The sequence below is a fragment of the Desulforhopalus glucosivorans genome, from assembly GCF_054397165.1.
The window spans coordinates 5,504,567-5,516,386 of record NZ_AP044854.1; the positions used below are offsets into that span (position 1 = coordinate 5,504,567).

Annotated in this window: 9 protein-coding genes and 1 pseudogene; 3 read left to right on the forward strand and 7 right to left on the reverse strand. The window is 41.0% G+C overall.

Features of this window, described 5'->3' with window-relative positions; genetic code table 11:
* Positions 1–21 precede the first annotated feature (21 nt).
* From ACX6CI_RS23420 to ACX6CI_RS23435, 4 genes are all read right to left on the reverse strand, one after another.
* Positions 22–1,236 carry a DUF362 domain-containing protein gene (locus ACX6CI_RS23420; protein ID WP_458776066.1) on the reverse strand — a complete coding sequence of 405 codons (1,215 nt, stop codon included), beginning with the start codon at positions 1,234–1,236 and terminating at the stop codon, positions 22–24.
* Positions 1,237–1,305: 69 nt separating this feature from the next.
* Positions 1,306–1,959: an exosortase C-terminal domain/associated protein EpsI gene (locus tag ACX6CI_RS23425; RefSeq protein WP_458776067.1), complete on the reverse strand. Its 654-nt coding sequence runs from the start codon at positions 1,957–1,959 to the stop codon at positions 1,306–1,308.
* Positions 1,960–2,039: 80 nt separating this feature from the next.
* Positions 2,040–2,867: an exosortase A gene (xrtA, locus tag ACX6CI_RS23430; RefSeq protein WP_458776068.1), complete on the reverse strand. Its 828-nt coding sequence runs from the start codon at positions 2,865–2,867 to the stop codon at positions 2,040–2,042.
* Between the two features lie 342 nt (positions 2,868–3,209).
* The gene (locus tag ACX6CI_RS23435; RefSeq protein ID WP_458776069.1) at positions 3,210–4,070 is read right to left on the reverse strand and encodes an XrtA system polysaccharide deacetylase; all 861 of its coding nucleotides are present in this window, start codon (positions 4,068–4,070) and stop codon (positions 3,210–3,212) included.
* 488 nt (positions 4,071–4,558) lie between these two features.
* Here ACX6CI_RS23435 and ACX6CI_RS23440 point away from each other — a divergent pair, with 488 nt between their 5' ends.
* Both ACX6CI_RS23440 and ACX6CI_RS23445 read left to right on the forward strand, forming a co-directional pair.
* Positions 4,559–5,359 carry a sugar transferase gene (locus ACX6CI_RS23440; RefSeq protein WP_458778511.1) on the forward strand — a complete coding sequence of 267 codons (801 nt, stop codon included), beginning with the start codon at positions 4,559–4,561 and terminating at the stop codon, positions 5,357–5,359.
* Positions 5,360–5,408: 49 nt separating this feature from the next.
* Positions 5,409–5,744: pseudogene (locus ACX6CI_RS23445) on the forward strand (sugar transferase); the annotation flags it as partial.
* Between the two features lie 57 nt (positions 5,745–5,801).
* Here the strand turns inward: ACX6CI_RS23445 and ACX6CI_RS23450 are convergent.
* Both ACX6CI_RS23450 and ACX6CI_RS23455 read right to left on the reverse strand, forming a co-directional pair.
* Complete coding sequence (locus ACX6CI_RS23450; protein WP_458776070.1) at positions 5,802–7,475, reverse strand: hypothetical protein; 1,674 nt, start codon at positions 7,473–7,475, stop codon at positions 5,802–5,804.
* Positions 7,476–7,525: 50 nt separating this feature from the next.
* Positions 7,526–8,266 carry a polysaccharide biosynthesis/export family protein gene (locus ACX6CI_RS23455; protein ID WP_458776071.1) on the reverse strand — a complete coding sequence of 247 codons (741 nt, stop codon included), beginning with the start codon at positions 8,264–8,266 and terminating at the stop codon, positions 7,526–7,528.
* A gap of 335 nt (positions 8,267–8,601) precedes the next feature.
* Between ACX6CI_RS23455 and ACX6CI_RS23460 the strand changes: the two genes are divergently transcribed.
* A complete protein-coding gene (locus tag ACX6CI_RS23460) occupies positions 8,602–10,878 on the forward strand; it encodes a tetratricopeptide repeat protein (RefSeq protein ID WP_458776072.1) in 2,277 nt (758 codons plus the stop codon).
* An 81-nt stretch (positions 10,879–10,959) separates the two neighbouring features.
* Here ACX6CI_RS23460 and ACX6CI_RS23465 read toward each other — a convergent pair whose 3' ends face one another.
* On the reverse strand, positions 10,960–11,814 hold the full coding sequence (locus tag ACX6CI_RS23465) for a polysaccharide biosynthesis tyrosine autokinase (protein WP_458776073.1): 855 nt from the start codon (positions 11,812–11,814) through the stop codon (positions 10,960–10,962).
* Positions 11,815–11,820: the final 6 nt, after the last annotated feature.

Here is an 11,820-nt window from a genome sequence, read left to right on the forward strand (position 1 = left end):
TTTAGTTAAATTCTTAAATCACTACGAAGTAACTGAGTTATCAATCTGAAAATAACGAATTTTTTCGAAATCAAAATCCCTCCTGATTTCAAAAACTCCCAGGTTGTAATCCTCTGCATCTTGGAGGTAATCGGGATCTTTTGTAGGCAAATCATGACGATCTCTTTCGTTTAGCAGGTAAGAATATAAAACTGATTCGGTCGCTACCGGATCCTGACCCATGTAAATTGATTGGGGAAACTTTGAAGAGTCAAATGTCTTCCACTCTTTTTTAACCTTCATTCCTGGTTGATAATCGTATGCACCAAAGATTGAGTCTACGATATGTAATCTCGTTATTTTCTGTATGAGAGGATGTCTATTGAGATCTACTGTGCATTTGAAAACTTTATTGTCATGCATCATTACGGGGTAATGAGACAGGTTGCTGAAACGAACGGTGCCATAATGATTCTTCAGCAGACCAGACAATAAACCAAATTGATGGTATTTAAATACAGATAAGTTAATAAGATGATCCGCCTGGGTTAATACCTTTGGTAAATAGCAGGTCAACTGGTTTCCATTGTCGTCGACAACGTTTTCTCTCATCTCAATGGGGTAATTAAAGTCCGGTGCAGCAAGACCGATTCTCAGTTTATTTTTTACCTTGTCGACAAATGATGAACTTGGTTTTTCTACATAAATTACAGGAAATTCTATATATTTTCGTATTAAATTTTCTGGGATGGGGCGAGTCAGCTCATAGATGATAATATCATTGTATGGTACTTTTACATAGCTATGCAAGCTGTTAATTACACTGTTTATTATTTGGGGGGAGACGATAATGTCATTGAAAAAAGTCTCTTCGCTTTTGTCAGCAGGATTGAAATTAGTACGAAGAACTATTTTTTGTCCGATTCTGTAGCTGCTGAGTAGATTGTTCCAGGCTTCGTATATATTGTCGCTGCCTGTGAGTAAGCAGACTGCTCGTTCCATACAGTGTTCGACCTTTTCATTATCGATTATTTTAAAGTAGTTCCCCTCGGTTGATTGGCCATTAATCAGTTTTTTATCCCAAACTCTTACTACTGTAGGTTTCTCGGCCGAGCCTAGTTTTTGTAGCCCTTTATTCGTATTCTTTGTAACTACAGTCTTGTCTGCACTAGAGATGTTCGCTGAAAATGGAAGTTTCAGGAGTGACCAGAATACAGCAAAGAGGATAATAAGTTGTCTTCTTGTAAATTGTATCATTTTGGCAATTTGAGTAAAAAGTTATAGCCGTATTGCAACATGCCGAATAATTATTAGATCTATAATAGTTTACCCTTCCTCTGGCCAATGTTGGGGGAGTAATTCCATTACCTCTTGAACAAAATTAGCCAGCTTGTCCTTTGTAGAAGGAATTTCTTTTTTATTTGCAAGAGAATTTACCTGTATATATGCTCCGTCATTTCGGTTGTGTACAACTCTCCCTATAAAGCGCTGAAAATTTTGCTCCAGGCCGGTAGCGAGTATTTTGGTGCCAGCTGATTGGTACCAATGGAGCATAATGTTGTTTGTCTCACCTTTTCCGGCGACAACAAAATTGACATCGACACCAGCTGGTTTGTAACTGGGAAAAACCCGTACTGTTCCTGTATCTAAAATACCCCAACCTGCGCCGGGGAGGCATGCATAGGGATTGTGTCCAGTGCGTCCACCTTTTATGGTGCCATAATATCCAATGTACAGGCTTAACGGCGTTTCATCGCCAATTGTATAATGACGATAAATGTGCAGGTCAGCGTCAAGCGTATCGTAGACTGACTCTGAGAAACTGTCCTGCTCTCCCTGGTATCCCGCGATTTGCATGGGAAGATTTTCCAAGTTGGTCTTGAGTACAATTGGCTCTCCCCGGCGAGTAATTGTGAGTACAAGGGCTGCACAAAGAAACAGGAGAGTGGCTAGAATTATGAAATTTTTATTATTGGTCACGAGTGTATCTCTATGTAACTGATATATGTGTAATAATCTAATATGATTGTGAAATCCAGCAACCTGGAGTTGGCTTTTTGTTATTTCCCTATTCGTTTCAACTGTGCATAAAGAGCGAAAAGCATAATAAGGCCAAAGATAAAAACTGCAAAACCGGAAAAATCATGAAGAAAGCCACGGGCTACTTTATCGCCATAAAAATGAGCCAGAATTCCGGTGCCAGTTATGCGCAGAATGTTTGCAATGAACGCTATAGGGATCGCTGCGAGAACAATAACAACACGCCGCCAGGTAGCACCTGGTGTAATATGTGCAAAAATTGCGCTGAGCATGGTTAAAGACATAATTGATCTGATGCCGCTGCATGCCTCGGCGACTTCAAGTTGTGTATTTATAAAAAACAACATGTTGCCTTCGCGATATACTGGAATAGTGCAGTAACCGATTAGATTGGCAGATATCTTGGTGGCCAGCAGTTGGAGCGGAAATGATACCAGATTGAGTAATGTGTCGGGTATTGGGATCATGAAAAACAGGAACCCCAGGGGAAAGGCCAAAAGACGCAACATTTGAGGTCCCAGGCTACTCCATACGATAGCAATCAGAGAACTTACCATCATCAGACGGCAGAAGAAGGCGATGCCTCCAATAAAGCTGACAACATAAAAAATAAGACAAATAGCCAGAAGCCAAAGGCCTGCGTTAGAATCAGATATTGAAATACTTCGAATCTGTTCTCTTTTTTCCCAGAGGAAATAAAGAGATACCAGCGGCACCAAGAGCGCATGGGAATTATCACTATGGTTAAACCAGGTGTCAACCATATTCGGCACAATTGGAGAAAAAGCCCCTGCCCACAAAATCATTAAAATAATGAATTTGCCTCTATTTATTTTATTTGTATTCATATATTTCAAACGTAGTGATTGATAATCGTAGAACTCTAATCAGAAGTGGTTCATCTAACGTGGATGAACATAACTTGTATAATCGTATTTTATTTAGTTTTTTTTTACCAGCGTTTTCAATTTAACTGAGGGGCTTCCGTTTTTGAACTGACTGCTGGCTCATTGAGCAATCAATAGATCAAGTTGCAAACATTTAATAGAATAGTCAACGTTGCCAGGTGGCTGGAGTAACTCTGAAAGAGGACGACTCCCAAAGAGGTTGCGTTGTAGTTGGTGTATCAACGGTTTAACTGAATGGTCATTTTTATAGGTACGAATTAATGGTTGACTGTCTAATATATTCTACACTTTGTGATTTGCTTTTATAAATTCAGAGCAGCTTAAAAAAGAAATCTTCGATTGTGATGCTATAAAGTGTGTTAATTTTTTCTTTGTGTTGCTTAAGTTTATATAATGTCGAAACCGAAAAGCAGCTTTTGCACTCTTAACCCTTGGTTGACCTGGGTCGATCTCCCAAGGATGCATGTAGAATGTATAGCAACCATTCTCCTTTAAAATATGACTCACACCAGCACGGTGCAGATAGGATGGCAGTAACCTGAAGTATCCTCCCCCACCCCAAGGAATAATCTTACCCTTTAAAGTCAGATTACTTACAGGGATTTCGTAAAATGATGGTGAGACTTTGTGTATTGGTTGGTTCTGCTTTTCTGCATGCGGTAAAGTCAGAGTGCCGTATCGGCCATGCTTGTCATAAGAGTTGTAGCTTGAGTCATATGTATAGCCAACTTTCTGAACGATGGTGAGAGCTTCATCAGTTATTGAAAAACTCGGAGCTCTGTAGCCCAATACCTCTTGTCCTGTTATATCCTCCAAAAGTTTTTTACTCCGGTCTAAATCACTATACAATTCGTCAGCAGTTTGCTGGTAGCACAGTTTATGGTTATACCCGTGTGATGCAACCTCATGGCCTCGTTTTGTGATTTCTGAAACCAGATCGGGGTGTCGTTCTGCGACCCAGCCTAATATAAAAAATGTGGCTTCCACTTTTGTAGGTGCATCATCGAGAAGATCGAGCAATGTGAATGTATTCGAATTAACCCTCTGTTCAAGTGAAGGCCAGGAACTAAATGGAATATATTCTTTGAAGTTTTCGACTTGAAACCAGTCCTCTACGTCAAAGGTAAGTAAAATTTTTTGCATATCTGAATTTGAGCCACCAGCTTTTTGCTGCGATTACTAAAACCATTATGGTTGTATAAAAAAATTAGCAAAAGGATGTTATTTTTTCATCTTATTATCATATACATTAATCTACATAGAATATTGATCAAGCAGAAAAAATGTAAGCATAGCTTGGTAATTCGATTAAGAGTATGATACTTTTACTTTATTGTTTTTGTTGTAAAATAAATGATAATTAGAGAACGAGTTGTGTTGTGCATAAAACGTGCGGTCATCAACCTTATCATCTAACTCACTTACCGATTATGCCATATTTCATTAACAAACATTATCCATTACGAGACATCTTGTTTTTCCTTGGAGAAGGGACGATGATATTCTCTTCGTTTTTGTTTTCCTGTTTGATGTTTGTTGGCATAGATCAATTTTTATCTCTGATTGGACTGTATTGCATCCAAGCGATTCTGGTAACTGCTGTATTCCAGTTGTGTCTCTACTTTTTTGACATGTATGAAATGCGGCAGGATCTCAGTATGCCTGATATCGCTATTCGGTTGACGCAGGCATTTGGGGTTGGTTGTATTGTGCTTGGTATCTTGTATTATCTTCTACCACCAATGTTGATACATACCTATATTTTTTGGACGGGCTATGTACTTGTTAGTTTTTCGTTGCTGTTTTACAGGTATTTTTACCACCGAATTTTACGCAGAAGGATGTTTGTGCAGGATCTTGTGCTCATTGGTACAGGAGATCTGGCGGGTGAAATTGCAAAAGAGATTGAGGGTAGGCATAATTCTGTCTATCGAATAATAGCTTTTGTTGGTGATAGTTCTCCTATATATAACCCTTATAATGTTCCTGTTTTTAAGGATATTGAAGATGTTGAGAGCGTTTTGCCTTTAACAGAAATTCAGAGAATTGTTGTGGCGCCTGACGACAAAAGGGGGGGGACACCTATCCGCACTTTGTTGAAGTGCAAGTTAGCTGGCACGGTGGTAGAGCAGGGTGTAACCTTTTACGAGCGTATAACCGGTAAGATAATGGTAGAGAAGGTAAATCCCAGTTGGATTGTTTTTTCAGATGGTTTTACAGTCACTAGTCGGTGGCGTTATTTGGTAAAGCGATTAGTGGATGTAGTGTTTAGTGGAGGATTACTTTTTTTAAGTGCACCTGTAATGCTTGTCTCAGCATTTATTATCAAATTCGAAAGCCCGGGACCTGTATTTTATCTTCAAGAAAGGGTCGGTGAGGGGAATGTTCCTTTTAAGGTTATAAAATTTCGGTCAATGGGGTCAGGATGCTGAAAAAGATGGAGCTGTATGGGCACAAAAAAATGATAACAGGGTTACAAGATTTGGTGCTTTTATACGTAAAGTCCGTATAGATGAGTTACCTCAACTGTGGAATGTATTAAAGGGTGAGATGAGCCTTGTTGGGCCGAGACCTGAACGACAGGTGTTTGTAGAGCAGTTGGTGGAAGAAATCCCTTATTATGGTATTCGTCATGTGGTTAGGCCTGGAGTTACTGGCTGGGCTCAGGTGAGTTATCCTTATGGTGCGTCTAAAGAAGATGCGCTCAGGAAATTAGAGTATGATCTTTTCTACATTAAAAACAATTCGATTGCTTTGGATCTGTTGGTAATTTTCTATACCGTAAAGACCGTTTTGTTTGGCAAAGGGGGAAGGTGATGTATGAGCTCTGGGTGAATTAGTGCATCCTGTTCAGTTAAGAGCCAATACGGAGATTTACCAACGAAATAGCTCTTTTGAAGCACTGAGGGTCAGGTATACTCTATGCTCATCATAGTCGAGATCATTTTCTGACCGATAATCTGCGTATCGGTAAGATGCTGACACAGTATACCAGCGCAGGAAATTGTAACTGAGCGATAGCCCAGCATCGTATGTCTCCTCAGTATATTCTGTAATATCCTCTTCCGCTGTATCCTCACCCTCAAGGTCAAGTAAAACAGTTGTTGCTAAAGGCTCTTCGTTATCACTTCTTTCATAGGCTGTGGAGAAGAAGAGTGAGAGTCGCGGTGAAAACTGATAAGAGTAGCCAATTTCTGATCGCCATGTTTGACTTAAACCAGTTCTGTCTCCGTCAAAGTTGTTGAAATCATATTCGTACGAACTGTTCGCTGTCAGTGATGCATGTTGGTGGAAATTCCAAATCAAGCCTGCATATGCATTATAGCCGGTATTTGTTTCTCGTTCTTCGTAGGTCGCAAAGCTAGGGCCACCGGAGAGTGTCATTTGCAGAGCTCTGCTGAAGTCATGGCTCCAGCCCACAGTGATCTCGTGAATGGCAGCATCTTCTCTTAAGGGTGATTCATAATCTGTCGCGTCAAAGGAGTAGAAGCTAAAGAGGCGATCACGTGTCCGCCAGTCATAGTTGGCTCTAACAAGAAACTGATACTCTTCCAGGTCGTCGTTAAACTCCTCTTCACTCTGGTTAAAGACCGTTTGTTCTTCAAACTCTATTTCCGTTTCTTCATCACCTTCGACATCTTCATTAGACTCTTCAACTTCATTTTCAATCGGTACCTGAATGATTTCTGGTTGAATAAATGTGACTTCGGTAGGTTCATAGATTCCTTTGACATATCCCACTTGGGTTTCCATTTGCCAGGAACGGTTAAAACGATATGACAGTTGTCCTGTTGCTTCATGTCGGTCATAATCCTGATAGCCGTCATCGTCATCACTAATATTGCGGAGCACGCCAAATGTATAGCCCAAACCAATTACAGAGTCTTGTGCATAAATATAGTCGGTCCCAATATTCAAATCGTTACGCCAGTACTCACGTCGCTCATTCTGTTCTCTAGGAGATTGATTTGCTCCCTCTACCTGCTCGGCGCCGATTGTCTGTTCTACTTCGGTTTCGTCTGTGCCAGGTATGATTGCCGAACTACTTAAAGCTGCATCCTCAACTGTATCATCTCCGTAATAATAGTTGTCGCTCATATAGAAGCTTAAATTTCTGGTGAAACTTTTTTCGGCCAGCAGATTCAGGTCATGACCAATACTATCATTTTCCTCATATTCATCGTTAACGAAGAAAGGAAAGGTCGGAGCATAGGTGAACTCAAGTAGGTCGCTGATACCTCGGCTGGAAATTCGAATCCTGGGAGTTATAAACCATCGGCGTACATCTCCTTCATTTGTATCATTTGGGCCGAGATCATCTGTTACCACGTTTTCAACTACTGCAGGGCTAGAATCGTTGTTTTGGTCTGTTGGAGCGGTCACCACGGTTGCGATTTCGTTATCGCTATCATCATAGTCGCGTTCAGCAAAATCATACCCGGTTGAAATCTCGCCAATAATAATATTTTGACGGGAGTATGATGGACTAGTCAAACAGAGGATCGATAAAATTATGATAAATATTGCAGTATTGTTTGGATAGGCCATGGTTGTTCCCAGGGTGAAGTGGTATGAAGTTAAGCAAAACTGTGTTGTTACTAATCTACTATGATGATGTCATTTGACTTAACTAAAACATTTTTTTCAATGGATTTTCCAGAGATAAAATCATCGTAGTCAAAAACCAAGGTGTTCTTTTTAAAGAGTGATTTATTTTCTTCCTTGATCTCTTTACGAACCACGGTGATTTTTTTGCCCGCCCACTCTGTGAAGCCGCCTGCACGAGCAACTACTTGAACAAGGTTCATTGGGAAGTCGAGGAAAAAAATCCCTGGAGAATTTACTTCTCCCATCACTGTATAGCGTAAGCTATTGCTTCGTGCTAAGGTGGTTGTCACAATAGGATCTTCGTATATTGTTGCGTACAGCTTCTTGAGGTAGTTTGCGAGCTCAGTGAGTGTCAGGCCAACCACTTCAACATCACCTATGTGTTTTAGAGAGATTCGACCATCCATCATTACGCTGGTCCCTGAGCCGGCTGATCGGGGTACATCTGTTGCAGTATCAATACCTTCGGTGAATCCTCCGGCTGCAGACGGGGCAGACACAGACATGTCACCCTCTTCAAAAATACTGACTGTAAGGATATCCCCATGTCCGATGATATATTCATCTTCTGAGGGTAGCGAGTTCGATCGTTCACCAAATAGTTCTTTCAGAACTGATTTTTTCTGATCACTCGATATCGAGATGTCTGCTGTAGACTGGGCAGAAAAAGCGGGTGTTTGAGCAAAAAAGATACAGCAAGATAGAATTGATAGGAAGAGTAGTCTGATCATTAGCAATCCTCTCGGGTTATGTTGGCTACAATGGTTATCATGTAACATTGCAAAAATTAGTTTACATAAAATCATATTTCTAACGTTTTGTCACCGTTAGACCGTACACCAGATTCAAATTATAATGGATAAATGATATTTGAAACCTAACAAACGGTTAATTATTGCTTAAAATGTAAATATGTTCTTTATAATTGTAGTAGTTTAGTGGGGATAATCCATAATCTGCAATCGTTATCCGCCTAGTTCTATAGCCAAGATTACCATCTTGGGGTGCTGGGGTCAGAAGGTAACGGCTTCTTATTTTAAATGTTTTTCTGCTCATGGAGAGCGATATGGTCTTAATCAAAAAAACTTTCAATTTGTGCGGTCTATTATTTGTTTGCTGCCTGGTCGCATGCTCGGCACCTGAAAAAGATAAAGTGGAATATTATCAAAGTGCGATTGAATATATTCAGAATGATGATCGGCAAGCCGCAATCATTCAGTTACGAAATGCACTGCAGGTAGATGCCAAGTATGGAGATGCGCATTACCAGTTAGGTTTGCTCTACCTTGAAGAAAAAGAACCACGTAAAGCCTTTCAGTCGCTTCTTAGAGCTGCAGATTTGTTGCCGGAAAATCTTGATGCAAGCCTAAAGGTGGCAGAGTTTTATATGGTCACCAGGCAAACAGAAGAGGCCAGACAAAGAATAGAACATATTTTAGAGTTGGATCCTGAACACCTAGAGGCGTTAACATTGCTCGCAAATCTTGAGTTGGTGGAAGGGAACTACGAAGAGTCCATTGGTGCACTGGAGAAAATTGGTCCCAAAGTTGATACATCAGATACATTGCAAAATGTAAAAGGGCGAATATTTGCTGCTCAGGAGCAGTGGGAGGGTGCAGAAGATGCATTCAATAATGCCATTGCATTGAATAAAGAGAACCTGAGTAATTACAGGACGCTTTTATTGCTTTATCAAAAAACTCAGGATGAAGAGAAGGCTAAAGCACTGTTGAATAAAATGGTACATCAGTTCCCAGATGATCCTGTCGTCTACCAATTGCTTGCCAACTATTACCGCTCTGTTAATAACAAGGAATTGTTGTTGCAGCAGTTAGAGAAGCTTGTTGAAATAGCACCGGAGAATGCAGGCTTCAAGCTACAACTCTCTGAATTTTATAGAGAGAATAATCAGCAAGAGCAGGCAGAGTCGCTTCTCTCAGAGGCGAGAGCGGTTGATGGAGAGAATCCTGATCTTGCTGCGGCTTTAGCAACGCTCTTTTTTGATCAAAAAAGGTTTGAAGAATCAAAGATAATTTTGAATGAATTGGAGAAGACTCATCCTGGTCATGGTGGAGTAAAGCTTGTAAAAGCACGATTTTTGCTTAATGAGGCCAAGACGCGTGATGGTTTGAACTTGTTGCAAGAGCTTAATAAAGATTTTCCTGAGTGGGCGGAGCCATATTTTTATCTAAGCCTTGCTCATTTAGAGTTGCAGGAGGTCGATCTCGCTCAAAATGCTGTAGAGTTAGCAATTCAGAAATATGGACGGAACGCTAAATACCACACCCTGCTCGCGCAAATATTTCAAACGCAAGGATCTTTTGAAGATGCAATGAAGGAAGCTATTATTGCACTTCGTCTCAATCCCAAAAATATCAGGTCCGCTCTTATATTGAGTCGTGCGCTGATAGATCTCAAAAAATACGAACAGGCAATACAATTATTGGATAACATTAATAGCCAGGTTGCCGGAAATGTTGAAGTACTCGGTAATTTAGCTGTTGCTCATTTAGGTCAGAAAGAAGATGCAAAAGCAGAACGGTACCTTGTGGAACTTCTCGATTTACAACCAGGCAACACTCAAGCAGTCATGCTTCTTTTAAATGCTAAATTTAAAAATGAACTTAGTGGTGGTGAGGAGTTTGTAGGGCAACAAATTGAAGCTGCACCAGAAAACGAAAGGTTGTATCTGGTACTTGCTGAAATATTAATTAGGCAGGAAAAGTTTGATGAGGCTCTTCTGGTTTATACGAAGCTTCAAGAGCTGCAGCCTGGCGATGTTAAGGCGTATATGGCAGAAGCGCAGTTGTTACGCAAGCTCAGTAAAAATGATGAAGCAATGGCTCGCTATACTACTGTTCTCGAAAAGTGGCCAAATACAATAGCCGCGCATATGGGGAGTGCCGATCTGTTACAGCTAGAGGGAAAAAACGCAGAGGCCATGAATCATTACCGGAAGGTACTTAAACTGAAAGAAGATTTTTCTCCAGCTGCAAACAATCTTGCATGGTTGGTCGCATCAGATCCGGATGGTGACCTTGGAGAAGCACTAATGCTCGCAATGCGTGCTAAGCAGGTCAACCCGGATTCTCCAGCAATTGCCGACACACTTGGCTGGGTGCACCTTAAAAGAGAATCGTACTCCCTTGCAAAAACGCAATTTGAGTTTGCACTGGAAAAAGCACCAGATCATCCAACAATGAGGTATCACTTGGCGCTTGCACTGCGTGGGGGCGATCAACCTGAAACATCTGTAGAAGTGCTCGAGCGGCTACTTAGTGAAAATGTAGAGTTTCCTGAGCGAGAGGATGCTGAGAAATTGCTCAACGAGTTAAAGCAATAGAAAAATATAAGAGGGATGATTTTGATTGTGCTACGGATGGCCCACTGGGGCGCCGTAGCAATGAATAGATGCAATTAGAGATTAAGAATCATACTGGTAGTAATTGTATTTTTTTGAATAGGTTTTGTCAAAGATATTGCTTTTCTGAGCATTGTAGACCATGCCTAGTATTTTACTCTTTCCTATTGCGTCAATTGATTTCTGAATTTCACTTTTTTTAGACATCCCTTCTCTTACGACTAAGATGATCGCATCGACCAGCCCTGCAAGGTCTGCTGACTCGGCAGCAACCATCATGGGAGGGGAGTCCAGAATGATAATTCTGTCGTCGTATCTTTGAGATAACTCGTTTGAAAGCGCCTTCATCTTTGAGGAACTGAGCAGTTCAGAAGGGTTGAGAGGTGGTCTGCCGCTCGGAATTATCGATAGCTTGTCGATAGTTGTTTTCATTATAAGGCTTGGTAGTGGAGTGTTGTCTCGCAGGTGGTTAACCAGGCCTGATGTTGCAGAAATGCCAAGGAGGTTTGCAAGGGATGGTCTTCTCAGGTCGCAGTCAACAAGTAGTGAGTGTTGGTCGAGTCCTTGAGCTAGGGAAATCGCGAGATTGGCAGAGGTAAAACTTTTGCCCTCCTTGGGGACAGCAGAAGTGACCATTACCGTTTTAATGGGCCCTGTATGGTTTTGAGGATGTAATATTCTGGACCTTAAAACTTTAAAGATCTCGGGGATTGATGTGTCTTCATTAATAGCTTTGAAAAGGCGAGCGTTCCATGGACTGTTGGTTGGGGAATTGATTGTGTCAGCTGTCAGAGCTACGGGTTCAGGCACAATTTTTTCAATTTTTTCGGGCTTTAGCCATTCTTCTTCCCCCCCTTGAGTTTCTATCTCTGTGGTCTGCTGTTCTGCCTTTTCAAGCGCTGTGGAAAATTTCCCCATTACTGT

Excerpts from the sequence above, each read along its gene's own strand:
- ACX6CI_RS23420 (WP_458776066.1), bottom strand. The coding sequence starts at position 1,236 with ATGATACAATTTACAAGAAGACAACTTATTATCCTCTTTGCTGTATTC.
- xrtA (WP_458776068.1), bottom strand. The coding sequence starts at position 2,867 with ATGAATACAAATAAAATAAATAGAGGCAAATTCATTATTTTAATGATT.
- ACX6CI_RS23435 (WP_458776069.1), bottom strand. The coding sequence starts at position 4,070 with ATGCAAAAAATTTTACTTACCTTTGACGTAGAGGACTGGTTTCAAGTC.
- ACX6CI_RS23440 (WP_458778511.1), top strand. The coding sequence starts at position 4,559 with ATGTATGAAATGCGGCAGGATCTCAGTATGCCTGATATCGCTATTCGG.
- ACX6CI_RS23450 (WP_458776070.1), bottom strand. The coding sequence starts at position 7,475 with ATGGCCTATCCAAACAATACTGCAATATTTATCATAATTTTATCGATC.
- ACX6CI_RS23455 (WP_458776071.1), bottom strand. The coding sequence starts at position 8,266 with ATGATCAGACTACTCTTCCTATCAATTCTATCTTGCTGTATCTTTTTT.
- ACX6CI_RS23460 (WP_458776072.1), top strand. The coding sequence starts at position 8,602 with ATGGTCTTAATCAAAAAAACTTTCAATTTGTGCGGTCTATTATTTGTT.
- ACX6CI_RS23465 (WP_458776073.1), bottom strand. The coding sequence starts at position 11,814 with ATGGGGAAATTTTCCACAGCGCTTGAAAAGGCAGAACAGCAGACCACA.